The following is an 18,147-nucleotide window of genomic DNA, read 5'->3' on the forward strand; positions in this document are numbered from 1 at the left end:
ACGGCCACCGGGTTTCCGGCACGGGTGGGCGGTGGCTCAGCGGCGCAGCCGCAGACCGCGCGGCGTGTGGTGGAAACCCGCGTCAGCGAGGGCCTGGACGAGCGGGTGACCCGAGCCGAGCAGGTCGGCCCCGTCGGCCTTCTCGACGCTGAGCCTGCCGAGTGCGCCGCGGTGGACCGCTGCCGCCAGGGCCCGGGCGGCAGCCCCCAGGTCGTCGCCGGACTCGGTGAACGACAGGAGGGTCTTGCCACCGCGCTCGACGTACAGCACCAACCGGCCCTCGACGAGGACCACGAGGGCACCGGCCTTGCGGGCCGGGCGATGGCCCCCTGCGTCGTCGGCCCGCTCGGGCCAGGGCAAGGAGGAGCCGTAGACGTTGGCCGGGTCGGTCGCCGCGAGCACCAGACCCTCGGGCCCGGACGGTTGCCGGGTCGTCGCCGTGCGCTGGGCCGAGACCGACCACGAGGTGCCCAGGTGCGCCAGCGGACTCGCGGGCATCGCCGGGGCCGCGGCGGTCTCGTCCAGGGGGCGGCTGGAGGCCCGCAGGCGGTCCACGGCACCGGTCGTCGCGAACTGCGACCCCCCCAGACCCTCCACGAAGTAGCCGCGCCGGACCCGGCCGGTCTCCTCGGCGGCGGCCAGCACCTTGTAGACCGCGGCGAACCCTCCCGCCACATCCTCCGCGACGGCGCTGCCCCGGGTGACCACGCCGTAGCGGTCCAGCAGCAGCTCCGCAGCGGCCCAGGCCCGCACCGTGGGGTCTGCGTCGACCTGGGGCAGCAGGCTCCAGCGCCCCACACCGCGAGGGTCGGTGACGGCGACGACGGCGCTCGTGGGCCGGGCCAGGCCGCTGCGGCCGCGCAGCGACCCGAGGGTGCCGCGCCGGGAGCGTCCGGTGGTGCGGGCGGCCGGCCGCGCCTTGTGCGCCGACCGGCCCCCGGAGAGCAGGCCCCTCAGCGGGGCGAGGGTGTCGCCGCTGACGTGGCCCGCCCACACCAGCGCCCACAGGTCGTCGACCAGGCCCGGCGTCACGGACCGGTCCGTCGCGCCGGCCAGCGAGGCGAGGAAGTGAGCCCCGCCGGCCTCCAGGACCGACAGCAGCTCCTGCTGCTCGGGCGTGAGCGTGGCACCCCGGTCGGGCGGCGCGAGGGTGAGCGGGGCCGCGTCGGCGAGATGCAGCGAGACCCAGCCGTCGTCGCCCGCGGTCGAGCCGTGGCCCTGCCACACCACCTCGCCCGCCGCGGCCAGCTCGTCGAGCATGGCCGGGGCGTAGTCCGGCACCCGCGCCGGCAGCACCAGCGTCTCCAGCGCGCTCGCGGGCAGCCGGGCGCCGGACAGCTGCTCGACCGCCCGCACCACCGCGTCGAGCCCATGGGACCGGTCACCGATCCCGTGCCAGGCCGGGACGAATCGCGCGAGGTCAGCAGGGGGAACCGGTTCCACCTCGGCCCGCAGCGCAGCCAGCGATCGCCGTCGCAGCAGTCGCAGGACGCCGGCGTCGGCATACTCCTGACCGCGTCCGCCGAGCTGCTCGGGCAGCAGCTCGCCCTCGACGACCTGGCCGCTGCTCACGAGCCGGGTCAGCGCGTGCACCGCCACCGAGACGCCGATCCCGAAGGTCTCGGCCAGGGCCTGGGCCGTGAACGGACCGTGGGTGCGGGCGTAGCGGTGCACCAGGCCGGCCAGGGGGTCGTCCCCGCTGGTGAGCAGTGCGTCTGCGACCCCCACGGGGATGGCGCACCCCAGGGCGTCCCGCAGCCGGCCGGCGTCCTCCACCACGGCCCAGCACTCGCGGTCGGCGATCCGGACCGCGATCACCCGCCGGGCGTCGGCCAGCTCGCGCAGCCACGCGTCCGTCGCGGTCAGGTCCGGCTCGGCTCCTTCCGCACGCTCGCAGCGGGCGGCCACCTCGGCGGTGGTGAGCGGGCCCACCACCCGCAGCAGGTCGGCGACGGCCTCGGTGTCACGGCAGCGACGGTCCGGCGACAGCCGTTGCAGATCGGCCTCGGTCGCGGCGATGACCTCGGGGTCCAGGAGGTCGCGCAGGGCTGCGCCCGCGTCGGTGCCCAGCAGGTCCGAGAGCAGGCCCGCGTCCAACGACAGGGCCGCGGCCCGGCGCTCGGCGAGCGGGGAGTCACCCTCGTAGAGGTACTGCGCGACGTAGCCGAACAGCAGGCTGCGGGCGAACGGCGACGGCGAGGGCGTCTCCACGTCGAGCACCCGCACCTCGCGGGACCGGACCCGGGTCATCAGCTCGACGAGGCCGGGCACGTCGAAGACGTCCTGCAGGCACTCCCGCACCGCTTCCAGGACGATCGGGAAGCTCGGGTAGCGGCTCGCCACCTCCAGCAGCTGGGCCGAGCGCTGCCGCTGCTGCCACAGCGCCTGCCGCTTGCCGGGGTTGCGGCGGGGCAGGAGCAGGGCCCGCGCCGCGCACTCGCGGAAGCGGGCGGCGAACACCGCCGACCCGCCGATCTCCTGGGTGACGATCTCCCGCACCTCCTCGGGGTCGAGCAGCACCAGCTCCTGCAGCTCGCGCGCCCAGTCCCGGCGCGCCCCGGACTCCTCCTCGTCGCCATAGGGGTCCAGGTCCGGCACCCGCAGGATGATCCCGTCGTCGGCGTTCATGGCCTGCACGTCGTAGCCGTACCGCTCGCGGAAGCGGGCGGCGACCGCCAGGGCCCAGGGGGCGTGGACCTGCCGGCCGTACGGCGAGTGGACGGCGATCCGCCAGTCGCCGATCTCGTCCCGGAAGCGCTCCACCACGATCGTGCGGTCGTCCGGCACGGCCTGGGTCGCCTGGCGCTGCTCGCCGAGGTAGCCCAGCAGGTTGTCGGCGGCCCACTCGTCCAGCCCGTCCTCGGCGAGGCGGTGGCGCGCGTCGTCGCCGGGCAGCCCGACCAGCTCGCGCACGTAGGCGCCGACCGCGGCCCCCAGCTCGGCGGGGCGGCCCGGCTGGTCACCCTTCCAGAAGGGCAGCCGCCCCGGTTGTCCGGGAGCCGGGGTGACGAGGACCCGGTCGTGGGTGATGTCCTCGATCCGCCAGGCCGTGGACCCGAGGGTGAACACGTCACCCACCCGGGACTCGTAGACCATCTCCTCGTCGAGCTCGCCCACCCGTCGCCCCGGGCCGTCGCCGGAGGCGAGCATCACGGCATACAGGCCACGGTCGGGGATGGTGCCGCCGCTCGTCACGGCCAGCCGCTGGGCCCCTGGCCGGCCGGTGAGCGTGTCGGTGGTGCGCTCCCAGACGATGCGGGGTCGCAGCTCGGCGAAGTCGTCGCTCGGATAGCGGCCGGACAGCATGTCCAGCGTGGCCTCGAGGACCGTGCGGGGCAGCGAGGCGTATGGCGCAGCCCGGCGCACCAGCGTCTCCAGGTCGTCGACCGTCCAGTCGTCGACGGAGCACATGGCGACCACCTGCTGGGCGAGCACGTCGACCGGGTTGGCGGGGATCCGCAGCGACTCGATGCCCCCGGAACGCATCCGGTCGATGACCACGGCGGTCTGGACGAGGTCGCCGCGGTGCTTGGGGAAGAAGACGCCTCGGGACACCGCCCCGACCTGGTGACCGGCCCGGCCGACGCGCTGCAGGCCGCTCGCGACCGAGGGCGGGGACTCCACCTGCACGACGAGGTCGACGGCGCCCATGTCGATGCCCAGCTCCAGCGAGCTCGTCGCGACGACCGCGGGCAGCCTCCCGGCCTTGAGCGCCTCCTCGATCTCCTTGCGGTGATCCTTGCTGACCGATCCGTGGTGCGCGCGCGCGAGGACGGGCGCGGCCCCTCTGCTGCGCCCGGCCTGGCCCACGAGGTGGGCAGGAGTCGCGCCGCTCGTGAGCCGGGAGGGCGCCGGGAGCCCGTCGGCGGCGGGGGCGGTCAGGTCCCTCGGCGGCCGTCCGACGGGCTCGGGCGGCTCGGCGAGCAGGTCCGTCGGTCCCGTTTGCTCGGACCCGCCCGCCTCCTCCTCGAGACGCTCCTCCCAGACCTCGTTGAGCCGGGCGGTCAGCCGCTCGGCCAGGCGACGGGAGTTGGCGAAGACCAGCGTGGAGCGTTGCTGCGCCACCAGGTCGACGATGCGCTCCTCGACGTGCGGCCACACCGAGGAGGCCCGCCGGGGGTCGACCTCGCCGGGCCCGTCCAGGTCGACCTCGGCCGCCCCCAGGTCACCCAGGTCGGGGACGGGGACGACCACCTTCAGGTCCCACTCCTTGGTGGACGGCGGCTGCACGACGGTGACCGGCCGGCCGCCGGCGAGGAAGCGGGCGACCTCCTCGACCGGGCGCACCGTGGCGCTGAGCCCGACCCTCGTCGCGGGCCGGTCCAGGAGCGCGTCGAGGCGCTCCAGGGTGAGGGCCAGGTGGGCGCCGCGCTTGGTGCCGGCCACGGCGTGGACCTCGTCCAGGATGACGGTCTCCACCCCGCGCAAGGACTCCCTCGCCTGGGAGGTGAGCATCAGGAACAACGACTCGGGCGTGGTGATGAGCACGTCGGTGGGGCGGCGCTGGAAGGCGCGCCGGTCGGCCGTAGGGGTGTCCCCCGAGCGGACCGCCACCGTCACGTCCGGACGGGGGAGGCCGAGGCGGTCGGCGGCGTGGCCGATCCCCACGAGGGGGGACCGCAGGTTGCGCTCGACGTCCACGGCGAGCGCCTTCATGGGGGACACGTAGAGCACCCGGCAGCGACGCAGCGGCTCCTCGGGAAGGGGCTGGGAGGCCACCTGGTCCAGGGCCCACAGGAACGCCGAGAGGGTCTTGCCCGACCCGGTGGGGGCGACCACCAGGGTGTGCCGGCCCCCCGAGACGGCGTCCCAGGCCCCGGCCTGGGCGGCGGTGGGCGCGGCGAAGGTGCTGCGGAACCACGCCTGGGTGGCGGGGGAGAAACGGTCGAGGACGTCGGTGGTCATGATGGGCCCAGCCTGCCACCCGGTGCCGACATGCCCCGGGAGCGACGGACCGCCCCGGCCTCAGGAAGGGGGCGGGGGCGGTCCGTCGAGGTGTGGTTCGGCTGCCAGGTGCTCAGCTGCGGCGGTCGTTGTGACCGTCCAGGTCACCGTCGCGCAGGTCGTCGCGCAGCCCGGTCGCACGGGTGGTGTCGGTGGTACGGGCGTCGGTCGCCAGGTTCTCCCGCTCGGAGACGTGGCCGCGGGTGACCTTGGTGTCGTGGTCCGGCGCGATGCGCTCGGTGTGGGCGGGGCGGACGTCGTGGCGCTCGACCACGTGCTCCTCCTTGCGCTTCTTGGGCATGAGGCCGGCCAGGCCGAGCAGGCCCAGGAGACCCCACAGGCCGGTCTTGTCGGACTCGGTGGTCGTGGTGGTGGTCGTCACCTTGGTGCTGGTGGTGGGGGTGGGCGTCGCGGTGTCGGCGTTGGCGGCGGCGGCGGGGGCCAGCACGAAGGTCGCGGCGACGGCGGTCGTGGTCAGGAGCTTGCGCATGAGGATTCCTCTCGTCGAGCTGAAGTCGGTGGGTGACTGGTGCAGTCAGGTTCAGTGGCGGGCGGTGGCGCTGGTGGCGCCGCTGCGCGAGGTGGCGGTGTGGCGACGGTCGTCGACGGCCTTCTTGCCGCGGACGAGACCGGCCAGGCCGAGAGCGCCGAGCAGACCGGCGAGACCCCAGTTGCCGGTGTCGTCGTCAGCCTCCTGGCTGTCGGGGACGTTGTCCTCGGCCACGACAGCGGCGGTGACGCTGTGTGCCGGGGTCATCGCCTGGGCCGAGCCGGTGCTCAGGCCGAGACCGGCCGCGCCGATCGCCGCGGCCGTGCCGATGCGGATCATGATGGGACGCATGGTGTTCCTTTCGGAGGGCGTCGTTCGAGGAACGAGATGCCCCATCGTGTGCCCCTCGCAAACCCCGGAAGCGAGGCGACACGACGTGATGCACGTCACAGTATCCTCGGGGGCTTTATGGTTAGTCCATACATACTCCCAGGTCAGAGGCCTGCGCGACGGTCTCGGAGAGTGATCACCGCGTTAGGCCGAAAGAGGGTGTCGTTGCAGCCTTGTGACCTGCCGGGAGAGGGTGTACGCCATGCGGATCTCTGAGCTCCGGCGACTGATGGTGGACGAGTTCGGCGAGGCCTATGCCGGATCCGTCGCGGCCGACCACCATCTGGCAGCCCTCGGCGGCCGCACCGTGGACGAGGCGGTGGCGGCCGGCCAGGATCCCCGGGCGGTGTGGCTGGCCCTGTGCGACAGCGTCGGCATCCCCGAGTCCCGTCGGCTGGGCAAGGACCGGCCGCTGCGGCGCGACGGACGGGTCGACTGAGGTGGTCCCGGTGCACACCTCCCGTCCGGACTGGGACGACTACTTCATGGGGATCGCGGCCGCGGTCTCGGCCCGCGCGGACTGCCGCCGCCGTCAGGTCGGTGCCGTCATCGTGTCCGGGGACCGACGCGTCATCTCGACGGGCTACAACGGCGCCCCCTCGGGGCATCCGGGCTGCCTGGACGGACACTGCCCCCGAGGCCTGCTCTCGTACGACGAGGCGCGCGAGTTCACCGACTACGACGCCGGTCCCGGGCGGTGCGTCGCCGTGCACGCCGAGGCCAACGCGCTCCTCTACGCCCGCGCGGACTGCCGGGGGTCGACGGCCTACGTCACGGCGCGACCGTGCCCGACCTGCCGCAAGCTGCTCGCCGGTGCCGGGGTGCTGCGCGCCCTGCACCGGGCCCCGGACGGCACGCTGGTCGCCGACGACCTGTCCCGCCCGCTGCCCGTGTGAGCGAGGGCTCGCCGGCCCGCGCACCGGTCGCGCGTCGGCGCCGCGAGGGCCGGGTGGCGTGTCACGGCTCGCTCTCGAACGAATGTTCGGTAGGTTGGTCCACAGGTGCCGCACCCCGTGCAGCGCTCTCCACAGGCCCGCCGGGCCCAGGGAGGGTCTGTCAGTGGTGGCACCTAGCGTCTGACCCGAGACATTCCGTCGCGGGTCGCCGGTGGGCGCGACCCGACCACGAGACCCAAGGACACACCATGGCGACCATGACCCAGAGCAAGACCTCCAAGTCCGCGAGCGCGGACCCGCAGGACGCGAAGTTCCAGGCGCTGTCCGCGGTTCTCGGCCAGATCGAGAAGTCGCACGGCAAGGGCGCGGTCATGCGCCTGGGTGACGACCAGCGGCCCCCGATCCAGGTGATCCCGACCGGGTCGATCGCCCTCGACGTGGCCCTCGGCGTGGGCGGACTGCCGCGCGGGCGGGTCATCGAGGTCTACGGCCCCGAGTCCTCCGGAAAGACCACGGTGGCGCTGCACGCGGTGGCGAGCGCCCAGCGCGCGGGCGGCATCGCAGCCTTCATCGACGCCGAGCACGCCCTCGACCCGGACTATGCCAAGAAGCTCGGCGTCGACACCGACGCGCTCCTCGTCTCCCAGCCCGACACGGGTGAGCAGGCGCTGGAGATCGCGGACATGCTGATCCGCTCGGGTGCGCTGGACATCATCGTCATCGACTCCGTCGCCGCGCTCGTGCCCCGGGCCGAGATCGAGGGCGAGATGGGTGACAGCCACGTGGGTCTGCAGGCCCGCCTGATGAGCCAGGCCCTGCGCAAGATCACCGGTGCCCTCTCCCAGAGCGGCACGACCGCCATCTTCATCAACCAGCTCCGCGAGAAGATCGGCGTCATGTTCGGCTCGCCGGAGACGACCACGGGTGGAAAGGCGCTGAAGTTCTACGCCTCGGTGCGCCTGGACGTGCGGCGGATCGAGACCCTCAAGGACGGCTCCGACGCGGTCGGCAACCGCACCCGCGTCAAGGTGGTCAAGAACAAGGTGAGCCCGCCGTTCAAGCAGGCCGAGTTCGACATCATCTACGGCGAGGGCATCTCCCGCGAGGGCGGCCTGATCGACATGGGTGTCGAGCAGGGCTTCGTCCGCAAGGCGGGCGCCTGGTACACCTACGAGGGCGACCAGCTCGGCCAGGGCAAGGAGAACGCCCGGCAGCACCTCAAGGAGCACCCGCAGGTCGCGGACGAGATCGAGCGCAAGATCAAGGAGAAGCTCGGCATCATCAAGCCGGCCGACGCCCCGGTCACCGAGGTCGCCGCGGCCGAGCCGCCCGTCGAGTTCTGAGCCGTATGCCGCACGACCCCACCGGCACCTCTTGGCAGGGGGCGGCGTCGTGGGACGACGACCCGCCCGCGGACGCACCGCGGGCGGGTTCGCCGTCCCCGGCACCGACACGACCGGACGGATCCGAGCCGACGCCCGTGGCGCCCGATCGGCTGGCACGCGCCCGGGAGGTGCTCCGGCTGGCCGAGTCCGGGATTCCCCCGGAGCAGGCACCGAGGGACTCCACGGCCTCGCCGCCGGCGCCCGCCGCTGCCGATCCGTCCTGGGGAGAGCCGGCGCCTGCTACCGGGCCGGTGCCCGGCGCGAGGTCGGATCCGGTGCCCCGTCCTGCGTCCACCCCGTCCCGGCGGGCCGAGGTGCCCGCCGGACACCCTCGCCCCGGCGTGCCCGACTTCCTGACGGTCGACGTCGCCCCTGCGACCTGGGAGGACCTCCATGGCGGTGTCCGACCCGGCCCGCCCGCTCCCAGCGGCGCGCCCGCCGGCGGAGGGCGTGGCCGACCGTCGGCCGGGCGCCGCGGCGCCCCCGGTGCGGAGCGCTCCGCGACCACGGACGGTCCGCCGGGCGCCGAGAGGGGATCCGATGGCCGTCGTGGCCGAGGCGCCAGGCGCGGCCGGGCCGGGCAGGAGCCGCCGATCAGCGGCGCGGCCGCCGTGGACCCCGAGCCCGACCACGAGGACGTGGCCCGGCAGATCGTGCTGCGGCAGCTGGCCATGGCCCCGCGCAGCAGGGCCCAGCTCGCGACCAGGCTGCGGCAGCGCGACTGCCCCGAGGACGTCATCGAGCGGCTGCTGGACCGGATGACGGAGGTCGGGCTCGTCGACGACGAGGCCTACGCCGGCATGCTCGTCCGCACCCGGCAGGCGACCAAGGGGCTGGCGCGGCGCGCCCTGGCCCACGAGCTGCGGACCAAGGGCATCGACCAGGAGCTGGCCGAGGCTGCGCTGGAGGAGATCGACCCGGACGAGGAGCGCCGGGTCGCCCGCCGGCTCGTGGACAAGAAGCTCCGCACCATGGGCGGGCTCGGCGCCGACGTCCAGACGCGGCGTCTGGCGGGGATGCTTGCGCGCAAGGGTTACTCCGGAGACGTCGCCTACGCGGTCATCCGCGACGCCATCGCCGAGGCTCCCGAGCACCGGCGCGACTGATCCTGCGGCCCGGCCGGGCGGGGGCGCGGGACCGGCGCGCCGGTTAGGGCGCGTCCACGATCTCTTTGCCGTAGGGGAAGAGGGTCACCGGGATGAGCTTGATGTTGGCGATCGCCAGGGGGATCCCGATGATCGTCAGCGCCTGGGCGACGGCGGTGACCAGGTGGCCGAGCGCCAGCCACCACCCGGCGATCAGGAACCACACCAGGTTGGCGAGGCCGGAGACCGGGCCCGCGTCCTCGGTGGGGACCAGGGTGCGTCCGAAAGGCCACAGCGCATAGCTCGCCATCCGGAAGGACGCGACCCCGATCGGGATCGTGACGACGAAGACGCAGGCGATCACGCCTGCCAGCAGGTAGGTCGCCCACAGCCACACGCCGCAGAAGACGAACCAGATCAGGTTGAGCAGGGTGCGCACGAGTCCTCCGGTCGGCCAGGGGCGGTGCCCATGCGACGACGCCTCCGGGCCGAAGGTTCCGGCCCCGGTTCGGCGCGCCGGTGCCGTGTGCCCGGGACGGCGCCCCGGCGTGGGCTGCCACGCAGGTGAGCGGGAGTTCACCGTCCGTCCACGCAGCGGGCGGGACGAGGGACGCGTGTGCCGTGGAGTGGTGGCGGGTGCTGACAACTTCACCCGACCGGCCTATCGTCGGTCCATCGCACCCGTGGGCATCAACGGGTGACCCACCCCCCTGTGAGGTAAGAATGCGCACCCGACTTCTCGTGGCGGGCCTCGCCGCCACCGCGGCCCTCTCCGGCGGCACGGCCGCGGCGAGCCCCGCCGTGACGGACCCCACCCCCGTGAACCCGTCGATCGTCGGCGGCCGCGACGCCACGGAGACCTATCCCTGGAACGTCGTGTGGGGAGAGTTCTCCAACGAGTGCGGCGGCGCGCTGATCGCCCCCGGCTGGGTCCTCACCGCCAAGCACTGCACGATCGGCTCCCGGCTGGAGAAGTCCTGGGTCCGCATCGGCTCCAAGGACTGGTCGACCGGTGGCGAGAGCGTCAAGCCCGTCTCCTGGATCAAGCACCCCACCCTCGACGTTGCGCTGATGAAGCTGCAGACCGACGCGTCCTCCCCGGTGGCCCCGATCGCTGCCCTGCCGCCCGTCGGAACCGATGCCCGTCTCGTCGGCTGGGGCGCCATGTCCGGGACCGACCACCAGAGCCCCAAGACCCTCCAGGAGCTCGACCTCAAGGTGGTCGACAACGCCCAGTGCTCGGACGGCGGCATCAAGGGTGACTCGGAGTTCTGCGTCGCCACCTCCACCGGTGCGAGCGGGGCCTGCGTGGGCGACTCCGGCAGCCCGGCCCTGCAGAAGGTCAACGGTCGGTGGACCCTCCTCGGCGTCACCAGCCGCGGCCCGAGCGACTGCGGACAGGGCGGGTCGATCTACACCAGCGCCTCGGCGATCGCCCAGTGGATCAACGAGAACGCCGGCACCTCGATCCCGGTGCCGGCGCCGACGTCTACCCCCACGGCCACGCCGACGAGCGCGCCGACGGCCGCGCCGACCAGCACCCCGGCCCCGACCCAGACCGCCACGCCGACGACGACGGCCACGCCGACCGCGACGCCGACGTCCACCCCTACGGCTACGCCGACCACGATGCCCCCCAGCGCCCCTGGCCCGGTCGTGATGCGGCCCGGTGACACCCGCACCGGCCTGTCCGGCGGGCGGGGCGCGCGCGTCGACGCCGTCGTGGAGATCCCGGCGGGCCGCAGCGCGACGATCGCGACCTCCGGCGGGACCGGCGACGTCGACCTCTACGTCAAGAAGGGCGACGTGTCCTTCCCCACCACGACCGACTACGACTGCCGTCCCTACCGGTACGGCAACGCGGAGAGCTGCACCTTCCCGTCCCAGCGCTCCGTGGCGCGCTACCGGGTCTCCCTGCTCGGGTTCTCCGCCTTCAGCGGCGTCACCCTGCGGATCAGCTGACCGCCGCAGCACCCCGGACCTGACGGCCGCGGCCCCCGCCTCCTGCGGGTGCCGCGGCCGACGGCGACCTGGCTCGCGAAGGTCCTGACCTCGGCGCGACCGCCGGCGACCGGGTGTCGGGCAACCGCAGGACGCAGCCGGCGACGACGACCTAGTCGCCCTTGACGCTGACGACCTGACGCAGGGTGTGGCGCACCTCGACCAGGTCCTGCGAGTCGGCCATGACCTGGTCGATCGGCTTGTAGGCAGCCGGGATCTCGTCGATCAGCGCGGCGTTGTCACGGAACTCGATGCCGGCCATGGCCTCCCGCAGCTGCTCCTGGGAGAACAGCTGCCGAGCGCGGGTGCGCGAGTGCGCCCGTCCGGCCCCGTGGGGGCTGGAGTGGAGCGCCACCGGGTTGCCGAGCCCGCGTACGACATACGACGCCGTCCCCATGGAGCCCGGGATCAGACCGGTCTCACCCGCCCGCGCCGAGATGGCGCCCTTGCGCGACACCCACACCTGCCGGCCGAAGTGCGTCTCCTGCTCGGTGTAGTTGTGGTGGGTGTTGACCAGCTCGCACTGCTCCACCTCGCGGTCGAGCCACCGGGCGACGCAGGAGACGACCCGGTCCATCATCTCCTCGCGGTTGAGCAGGGCGAAGGACTGCGCCCAGCGCATCGCGCGGATGTAGGCCCAGAACTCGTCGGTGCCCTCCACGAGGTAGGCCAGGTCCCGGTGGGGGAGCGAGATGTAGGCCCGCCGGCACCACTCCTGGGCGACCTTGATGTGGCGCTGGGCGATCTTGTTGCCGACGCCGCGCGACCCCGAGTGCAGGAAGATCCAGACCTCGTCGGACTCGTCGAGGCACAGCTCGATGAAGTGGTTGCCGGAGCCCAGGGAGCCCAGCTGCCTCCGCCACTGCCCGGTGTAGGAGTCCGGGTCGACCCCGTCGCGCTCCGCCTCCGCCTCCAGCTGCACGACGCGAGCCTGGGTGTGCTCATGGGCGACCAGCTTGTTGATGCCGCCCTTGGACGCGGGCACGGCGCGCTCGATGTCGAGCCGCAGCGGCCGCCTGTCCGCGGGGAGGTCATCGGCGGTCAGCTGGGTGTGCAGGGCGATCATGCCGCACCCGATGTCCACGCCCACGGCGGCGGGCATGACCGCGCCGACCGTGGGGATGACGGACCCGACCGTGGCGCCGAGGCCCAGGTGGGCGTCGGGCATGAGCGCGATGTGCGGGTGGATGAACGGCATCGTCGAGCTGACGATCGCCTGCTCGCGGGCGCCGTCGTCGAGCTGGGACGCCCAGCTGAAGAGCCGCTCGGTGATCTTCTCCATGGCCTTTCTCTTCTCTGCAGGGGCCGCCCGGATCGGCGACCGCCGCAGAGCCTGCCCGGTGACAAACCGGTTGCTCATCCCGTTTACCCCGACGTATGTCGGTTCACCCACGCCCCGCCCCCGCCATCACCCCCGTCGCTCCGCACCAGGGGCACGCTGCGGCGTTCGTGCGGCGCCGGACGAGACGCCGGTATGCCGATCCGGCGCCGGCGCTCGCCTATCCTGGTCTGCACGATGAAGACCTACGACGTGCGCACCCACGGGTGCCAGATGAACGTTCACGACTCCGAGCGCCTGGCGGGTCTGCTCGAGACCGCCGGTTACGTCGACCTCGCGAGCCTGCCCGTCGACCGGCGCCCCGAGACCGCGGACGTGGTGGTCTTCAACACCTGCGCCGTGCGGGAGAACGCCGACAACAAGCTCTACGGCAACCTCGGTCAGCTGCGCCCGGCCAAGCTGCGCAACCCCGACCTGCAGATCGCCGTCGGCGGGTGCATGGCCCAGAAGGACCGCGACACGATCGTCCGGAAGGCTCCCTGGGTCGACGTGGTCTTCGGCACCCACAACATCGGGTCGTTGCCCGCCCTGCTCGACCGGGCCCGGCACAACCGGCAGGCACAGGTGGAGATCCTGGAGTCGCTGGAGCGCTTCCCGTCGACGCTGCCGACGCGCCGCGACTCGGCCTACGCCGGCTGGGTGTCGATCTCGGTGGGCTGCAACAACACCTGCACCTTCTGCATCGTCCCGAGCCTGCGGGGCAAGGAGCAGGACCGGCGCCCCGGCGACATCCTGGCCGAGGCGCGCGCGCTGGTGGAGCAGGGGGTCGTGGAGATCACCCTGCTGGGGCAGAACGTCAACTCCTACGGCGTGCAGTTCGGCGACCGCGGGGCCTTCGCCAAGCTGCTGCGCGCGATGGGCCAGGTCGAGGGTCTGGAGCGGGTGCGCTTCACCAGCCCCCACCCGGCGGCGTTCACCGACGACGTGATCGACGCGATGGCCGAGACGCCCAACGTCATGCCGAGCCTGCACATGCCGCTGCAGTCCGGCTCGGACCGGGTGCTCCGGCAGATGCGCCGGTCCTACCGCTCGGAGCGGTTCCTGGACATCCTGGACCGGGTCCGGGCGCGCATCCCGCACGCCGCGATCACCACCGACATCATCGTGGGCTTCCCGGGGGAGACCGACGCGGACTTCGCGGAGACCATGCGGGTGGTCGCGGCGAGCCGGTTCTCGTCGGCGTTCACCTTCCAGTACTCCGTCCGCCCCGGCACCCCGGCCGCGACCATGGCCGACCAGGTGCCCAAGGCCGTGGTGCAGGAGCGCTTCGACCGGCTCGTGCAGCTGCAGGACCAGATCTCCTGGGAGGAGAACCGCCTCCAGGAGGGGCGCACGGTCGAGGTGCTGATGGCGCCCTTCGAGGGCCGCAAGGACACCGAGACGGCCCGGATGTCGGGGCGGGCCAAGGACAACCGACTGGTCCACCTCGCGGTGCCGGAGGGCGCCGAGCGCGCTCGGCCGGGCGACGTGGTCGAGGTCGACGTGACCTATGGCGCGCCGCACCACCTGGTCGCGGACGGCGCCCTGTCGGGCGGGACCTATCGCGTGCGACGTACCAAGGGCGGTGACGCCTGGGCCGCGCTGCAGGACGCTCCGGTGCCGGGCAAGCCCGCCGTGGCGCTGGGCATGCCGTCGATCGGGCGACCCGAGCCGACGGTGGCGTCCGCGGGGGCCTGCGGCGCCGGTGGGTGCGGCTGACCGCCGTACGGCCGCGAGGCAGGCCCGGGGACGACGCCCGAGAGGCCACCGCCGACGATCGGCGGTGGCCTCTCGGGGTGGTGCGGGGTCGGCTCAGCCGGGCATGCCGCTGTCGGTCACGGCGCCGGTGCCGGTCCCGGCGTCCTTGGAGCCGGTGATCCCGGCCTCGTTCATCTGGCCGTGCGCGTCGTCGGCGGAGGCGTGCTCCAGGTCGGTCAGGCCGGGAGCGGCCTCGACGGCGGCCTCCTGCGCGGCGCGGGCGCCCTCGGGCAGCTGCTCGTCGGACATCTGGGTCATGGCGATCTCCTTCGTCGGTGCGGGACTGGGCCTTCACCCTAGGCGGACGCCCCGGGGATTGGGGTGATGCGGCGAGGCCGCCGCCCCCTCGGGGACGACGGCCTCGACCTGTCGGACATCGGTGGGGAGGCGGTGGGCCTCACCCCAGGATCGTCACTGGCTGTTGTCGCCGATCCGCTCGTCGGCGGCGCGCTGCGCCATGTCGATCTTGTCGGAGTGCTCCCCGCCGGTGCGCGAGTCGAGCACGTCGCCGGCTCGCTCGATGCCCTGGTCGGAGAACTGCTCCACCTTGTCGGGGTGCTGCTCCACGGCCTCGGTGGCCTTGTCCTTCAGGTTGTCGAACATGCTCATGCGGCAACTCCTTCCGCTCGGGGACAGGTGGACCGCCGGGGGCGGTCTCGGCACCACCATGGCGCACTCGGTCCGGGTTTGCACATCCCTTCTGGGAGGATCGGGGTATGACGGACCCCGCAGCACCCCCCGTGGTGGCCGTGGTCGGCGCCACCGCCACGGGAAAGTCCGACGTCGGGGTGGAGCTCGCCCGGCGGCTCGGCGGCGAGGTGGTCAATGCCGACGCCATGCAGCTCTATCGCGGGATGGACGTGGGCACCGCCAAGCTCACGCCGGCCGAGCGGCGCGGGATCCCGCACCACCAGCTCGACGTCCTGGACGTCGTCGACGAGGCGAGCGTGGCGGCCTACCAGCGCGAGGCGCGGCGGGACCTCGATGCCGTGCGGGCGCGCGGGGCGGTCCCGGTGCTCGTGGGCGGCTCGGGGCTCTACGTGCGGGCGGCGCTGGACCTGCTCGACATACCGCCGACGGACCCGGTCGTCCGCGCCCGGCTGCAGCAGGAGGTCGCGGAACGGGGGCTGCCTGCGCTCGTCGAGCGGCTGCGCCTCCTGGACCCGGTCGCCGCCGAGCACATCCTGCCGACCAACGCCCGTCGCGTGGTGCGGGCCCTGGAGGTGATCGAGCTGACCGGGCGACCCTTCAGCGCCGGCATGCCCGAGCGCGCCCACCGCGTCCCGACCGTGATGATCGGGCTGCGCGCCGACCGCGCCGTGCTGGACGAGCGGCTCGCCGCCCGCGTCGCGCGGATGTGGGAGCAGGGTCTGCTCGACGAGGTGCAGGCCCTGGAGGCGGGGGGTCTGCGCGAGGGGCGCACCGCGGCCCGGGCGATCGGCTACGCCCAGGCCCTCGGCCAGCTCGACGGCCGGCTGGACGAGCGGCAGGCCCAGGAGGAGACGACCGCGCTGACCCGCCGGCTCGCCCGGCGCCAGGAGGCGTGGTTCCGCCCCGACCCCCGGATCCGCTGGCACGACACGACCTCGGTCCTGACCGGCGGGCGGCCCGTCGCCGACCTGCACGCGCAGGTGCACGCGGACCTGCTCGACGGCATCGCGGCGCTCAGGAGAGACTGGGTCTCATGACGACTCGCGCGCTGCGCTTCACCAAGGGTCATGGGACCGAGAACGACTTCGTCCTCGTCCCCGACCCGGACGGCTCGATCGCCCTGGCCCCCAGCGAGGTGGCCCGCCTGGCGGATCGGCGGGCGGGGCTCGGTGGTGACGGGGTGATCCGGGTGGTGCCGACCGCGCTGGCAGGTGTTCCCGAGGTCATGGACCAGGCCGCGGAGGCGCGCTGGTTCATGGACTACCGCAACGCCGACGGCTCGGTCGCGCAGATGTGCGGCAACGGGACCCGCGTCTTCGCGGCCTACCTGCGACGCGAGGGTCTGGAGCAGGCGGCGGAGCTCGCGATCGCGACGCGGGCGGGGACCAAGCGGGTGCGGGTGTCGACCGGTCCGGACGGGCAGGAGGTGTATGCCGTCGACCTGGGACCCTGGCGCCTCGCCGAGCCCGACGTCGCCGCGCGGGACGGCTCGGACGCCCTGGTCAAGGTGGACGACCACGAGGCGGTGCCGGCGCTGTCGCTCGACCTGGGCAACCCGCACACCGTGGTGGTGCTACCGGACGGTCGCGAGCTCGACGGCCTGGACCTGACCCGCGCCCCGCACGTCCAGCCGGCTCCGCCGGAGGGCACCAACGTGGAGTTCGTCAGCGCACTCGGCGAGGGGCACCTGCGGATGCGGGTGCACGAGCGCGGCGTGGGGGAGACCCGCTCCTGCGGGACCGGTGCGGCGGCGGCGGCGCTGGCCGTCCGGTGGTGGGCCGGGGTGCGTGGGACCGGTGACGTATGGCGGGTGGACGTCCCGGGCGGCACCGTGCACGTGCGCCCGCTGCCAGGGGGCCGGGTAGAGCTCAGCGGGCCGGCGGTGCTGGTCGCGGACGGGGTCGTCCACCTCTGACGGACCACCGTCTGGCGGTCAGACCAATGACTCGGGGTGACGGACCTGCCGCGCGCAGTCCTGCTCCGGCGCATTATCACGCAGACCGGGTGACCGGGGTCGAGGGCGGGTCCCACCATGCCCTACGGTAGGTCCGCCGCGCGCGCAACCTGTGCGCGGGGGAGAGGGCTGCGAGGTGCTCTCTGCGGTCTGGATACTTGGAGGTCTGCGTGCCGGAGCAAGCTGCTCAGAGGCCGCCCGGGCGCCCTGAAGCCGTGATCGGCTCCACCGTTCAGCACGAGGTGGCCTTCTGCGGCCCCCTGGGGGTCGGCAAGACGACTGCCGTGCGCGTGAGCTCGACCATCGACGCTGCCAGCACGGAGGTGCCGTGGAACGAGGCACCGGCGATGCCGACGACGCCCAAGCGCACCACGACCGTCGGCATCGACTACGGCGAGTGGGCCAGCGAGGATCTGGGGTCGGTGGCCATCTACGGCACCCCCGGGCAGGCGAGGTTCGACCTCACGCGAAAGGGTGCTCTTCACTCCCGTTGTGCCGTGGTGCTGTGGCTCTACGGGCAGAATGACTACGCGCTCGGCGAGGCGCGGGAGTGGATCGAGTACATCTCCCGCGGCGTCCCCGACGTGCTCCGGCGACTGACCGTGGCGGTCACCCGGCTCGAGATGCCGGACAGCTCTTTCGAGCTCGAGGACTTCCGCGGTCTGCTGGACGAGTTCGACCCCGGCATCCGCCTGGTCGCGGCCGACCCTCGTGACCCCGAGGACGTCCGCCAGGTGGTCCGTACCGCTCTGCTCAAGCTGGAGGAAGGATGACCCCGCAAGCGCCTGGAAGTCTCCCCGGCGTCGCCCCTGAGCTGCGCGAGGACTGGGATGCCTGGTCGCACCTGCTCGGCGCCGCCATCTCTCCTCGCCTGGAGCGACTGTGCGACGCGCTGCCGACCCTCGTCGGGGCGATGGCCTGCACCGGTGACGGTCTCAACATCGCGGCGGTGGGGGTGGACGTCAGCCAGGTCGGCAAGCTCGCCGCCCTGAGCAGCTCGGTGTTCGCGGTCGCGGCAGCGCACCGGGAGGCCATGAGCCCGGGCCAGGATCTCAGCTCCACCATGGTCAACATCGGCGGCGCGGACTTCCAGTGCGTGCTGCAGCGCCTGGACGTGGCCCACCTCGGGCAGCTCCTCCTGGTCGTCGCGGCACGGGACGTCAGCCTCGGGGTGCTCCTGGTCGCCACCCGATCGGTGGGCGAGGACATCAGGCGCTACCTGGAAGGTCACGCATGACACGAGCTCCAGGCCACGAGGGGGGCGAGACCGCTCCG

Annotated in this window: 17 protein-coding genes; 10 read left to right on the forward strand and 7 right to left on the reverse strand. The window is 73.4% G+C overall.

Annotated elements, in window-relative coordinates:
- Positions 1-36: 36 nt before the first annotated feature.
- From ACK2IS_RS06715 to ACK2IS_RS06725, 3 genes are all read right to left on the reverse strand, one after another.
- Positions 37-4,905, reverse strand: coding sequence for an ATP-dependent helicase (locus ACK2IS_RS06715; RefSeq protein WP_409485366.1), 4,869 nt, complete (start codon positions 4,903-4,905; stop codon positions 37-39).
- A 112-nt stretch (positions 4,906-5,017) separates the two neighbouring features.
- A complete protein-coding gene (locus tag ACK2IS_RS06720) occupies positions 5,018-5,434 on the reverse strand; it encodes a WGxxGxxG family protein (RefSeq protein ID WP_409485367.1) in 417 nt (138 codons plus the stop codon).
- Between the two features lie 51 nt (positions 5,435-5,485).
- Positions 5,486-5,785, reverse strand: coding sequence for a WGxxGxxG family protein (locus ACK2IS_RS06725; RefSeq protein WP_409485368.1), 300 nt, complete (start codon positions 5,783-5,785; stop codon positions 5,486-5,488).
- Positions 5,786-6,026: 241 nt separating this feature from the next.
- On the opposite strand from ACK2IS_RS06725, the gene ACK2IS_RS06730 reads away from it, so the two are divergent.
- The 4 genes from ACK2IS_RS06730 to ACK2IS_RS06745 all read left to right on the forward strand — a co-directional run bounded on the left by ACK2IS_RS06730 (position 6,027) and on the right by ACK2IS_RS06745 (position 9,211).
- Entirely contained in the window at positions 6,027-6,263 is a 237-nt protein-coding gene (locus ACK2IS_RS06730; protein WP_409485369.1) for a DUF3046 domain-containing protein, read from the forward strand.
- A gap of 10 nt (positions 6,264-6,273) precedes the next feature.
- The gene (locus tag ACK2IS_RS06735) at positions 6,274-6,720 is read left to right on the forward strand and encodes a deoxycytidylate deaminase (protein ID WP_409485370.1); all 447 of its coding nucleotides are present in this window, start codon (positions 6,274-6,276) and stop codon (positions 6,718-6,720) included.
- Between the two features lie 257 nt (positions 6,721-6,977).
- Positions 6,978-8,063 carry a recombinase RecA gene (recA, locus tag ACK2IS_RS06740; protein WP_409485371.1) on the forward strand — a complete coding sequence of 362 codons (1,086 nt, stop codon included), beginning with the start codon at positions 6,978-6,980 and terminating at the stop codon, positions 8,061-8,063.
- Positions 8,064-8,716: 653 nt separating this feature from the next.
- A complete protein-coding gene (locus ACK2IS_RS06745) occupies positions 8,717-9,211 on the forward strand; it encodes a regulatory protein RecX (protein WP_409485372.1) in 495 nt (164 codons plus the stop codon).
- A 43-nt stretch (positions 9,212-9,254) separates the two neighbouring features.
- Here ACK2IS_RS06745 and ACK2IS_RS06750 read toward each other — a convergent pair whose 3' ends face one another.
- Positions 9,255-9,629, reverse strand: a complete 375-nt coding sequence (locus ACK2IS_RS06750) for a YccF domain-containing protein (protein WP_409485373.1) — start codon at positions 9,627-9,629, stop codon at positions 9,255-9,257.
- 284 nt (positions 9,630-9,913) lie between these two features.
- On the opposite strand from ACK2IS_RS06750, the gene ACK2IS_RS06755 reads away from it, so the two are divergent.
- Positions 9,914-11,152, forward strand: a complete 1,239-nt coding sequence (locus tag ACK2IS_RS06755) for a trypsin-like serine protease (protein ID WP_409485374.1) — start codon at positions 9,914-9,916, stop codon at positions 11,150-11,152.
- Between the two features lie 151 nt (positions 11,153-11,303).
- On the opposite strand, the gene ACK2IS_RS06760 is transcribed toward ACK2IS_RS06755, so the two are convergent.
- Entirely contained in the window at positions 11,304-12,473 is a 1,170-nt protein-coding gene (locus tag ACK2IS_RS06760) for an RtcB family protein (RefSeq protein ID WP_409485647.1), read from the reverse strand.
- Between the two features lie 234 nt (positions 12,474-12,707).
- Here ACK2IS_RS06760 and miaB point away from each other — a divergent pair, with 234 nt between their 5' ends.
- Positions 12,708-14,228, forward strand: a complete 1,521-nt coding sequence (miaB, locus tag ACK2IS_RS06765) for a tRNA (N6-isopentenyl adenosine(37)-C2)-methylthiotransferase MiaB (RefSeq protein ID WP_409485375.1) — start codon at positions 12,708-12,710, stop codon at positions 14,226-14,228.
- Between the two features lie 93 nt (positions 14,229-14,321).
- On the opposite strand, the gene ACK2IS_RS06770 is transcribed toward miaB, so the two are convergent.
- Complete coding sequence (locus tag ACK2IS_RS06770) at positions 14,322-14,525, reverse strand: hypothetical protein (RefSeq protein WP_409485376.1); 204 nt, start codon at positions 14,523-14,525, stop codon at positions 14,322-14,324.
- A 153-nt stretch (positions 14,526-14,678) separates the two neighbouring features.
- Positions 14,679-14,876 carry an antitoxin gene (locus ACK2IS_RS06775; protein WP_409485377.1) on the reverse strand — a complete coding sequence of 66 codons (198 nt, stop codon included), beginning with the start codon at positions 14,874-14,876 and terminating at the stop codon, positions 14,679-14,681.
- 107 nt (positions 14,877-14,983) lie between these two features.
- Here ACK2IS_RS06775 and miaA point away from each other — a divergent pair, with 107 nt between their 5' ends.
- The 4 genes from miaA to ACK2IS_RS06795 all read left to right on the forward strand — a co-directional run bounded on the left by miaA (position 14,984) and on the right by ACK2IS_RS06795 (position 18,109).
- A complete protein-coding gene (gene miaA / locus ACK2IS_RS06780; RefSeq protein ID WP_409485378.1) occupies positions 14,984-15,955 on the forward strand; it encodes a tRNA (adenosine(37)-N6)-dimethylallyltransferase MiaA in 972 nt (323 codons plus the stop codon).
- Positions 15,952-16,833 carry a diaminopimelate epimerase gene (gene dapF / locus ACK2IS_RS06785; RefSeq protein ID WP_409485379.1) on the forward strand — a complete coding sequence of 294 codons (882 nt, stop codon included), beginning with the start codon at positions 15,952-15,954 and terminating at the stop codon, positions 16,831-16,833. The genes miaA and dapF overlap by 4 nt, the downstream gene beginning before the upstream one ends.
- A gap of 254 nt (positions 16,834-17,087) precedes the next feature.
- Positions 17,088-17,645: a GTP-binding protein gene (locus ACK2IS_RS06790; protein ID WP_409485380.1), complete on the forward strand. Its 558-nt coding sequence runs from the start codon at positions 17,088-17,090 to the stop codon at positions 17,643-17,645.
- Entirely contained in the window at positions 17,642-18,109 is a 468-nt protein-coding gene (locus tag ACK2IS_RS06795; protein WP_409485381.1) for a hypothetical protein, read from the forward strand. Before ACK2IS_RS06790 ends, ACK2IS_RS06795 begins: the two co-directional genes overlap by 4 nt.
- Positions 18,110-18,147 lie beyond the last annotated feature (38 nt).

Source organism: Arsenicicoccus dermatophilus, assembly GCF_046267915.1.
GTDB classification, from domain to species: Bacteria; Actinomycetota; Actinomycetes; order Actinomycetales; family Dermatophilaceae; genus Arsenicicoccus; species Arsenicicoccus dermatophilus_A.

What these genes read in the sequence shown, in the direction of transcription:
- ACK2IS_RS06715 (WP_409485366.1), bottom strand. Translation starts at nt 4,905, where the DNA reads ATGACCACCGACGTCCTCGACCGTTTCTCCCCCGCCACCCAGGCGTGG.
- ACK2IS_RS06720 (WP_409485367.1), bottom strand. Translation starts at nt 5,434, where the DNA reads ATGCGCAAGCTCCTGACCACGACCGCCGTCGCCGCGACCTTCGTGCTG.
- ACK2IS_RS06725 (WP_409485368.1), bottom strand. Translation starts at nt 5,785, where the DNA reads ATGCGTCCCATCATGATCCGCATCGGCACGGCCGCGGCGATCGGCGCG.
- ACK2IS_RS06730 (WP_409485369.1), top strand. Translation starts at nt 6,027, where the DNA reads ATGCGGATCTCTGAGCTCCGGCGACTGATGGTGGACGAGTTCGGCGAG.
- recA (WP_409485371.1), top strand. Translation starts at nt 6,978, where the DNA reads ATGACCCAGAGCAAGACCTCCAAGTCCGCGAGCGCGGACCCGCAGGAC.
- ACK2IS_RS06755 (WP_409485374.1), top strand. Translation starts at nt 9,914, where the DNA reads ATGCGCACCCGACTTCTCGTGGCGGGCCTCGCCGCCACCGCGGCCCTC.
- ACK2IS_RS06760 (WP_409485647.1), bottom strand. Translation starts at nt 12,473, where the DNA reads ATGGAGAAGATCACCGAGCGGCTCTTCAGCTGGGCGTCCCAGCTCGAC.
- miaB (WP_409485375.1), top strand. Translation starts at nt 12,708, where the DNA reads ATGAAGACCTACGACGTGCGCACCCACGGGTGCCAGATGAACGTTCAC.
- ACK2IS_RS06770 (WP_409485376.1), bottom strand. Translation starts at nt 14,525, where the DNA reads ATGACCCAGATGTCCGACGAGCAGCTGCCCGAGGGCGCCCGCGCCGCG.
- ACK2IS_RS06775 (WP_409485377.1), bottom strand. Translation starts at nt 14,876, where the DNA reads ATGAGCATGTTCGACAACCTGAAGGACAAGGCCACCGAGGCCGTGGAG.
- miaA (WP_409485378.1), top strand. Translation starts at nt 14,984, where the DNA reads ATGACGGACCCCGCAGCACCCCCCGTGGTGGCCGTGGTCGGCGCCACC.
- dapF (WP_409485379.1), top strand. Translation starts at nt 15,952, where the DNA reads ATGACGACTCGCGCGCTGCGCTTCACCAAGGGTCATGGGACCGAGAAC.
- ACK2IS_RS06795 (WP_409485381.1), top strand. Translation starts at nt 17,642, where the DNA reads ATGACCCCGCAAGCGCCTGGAAGTCTCCCCGGCGTCGCCCCTGAGCTG.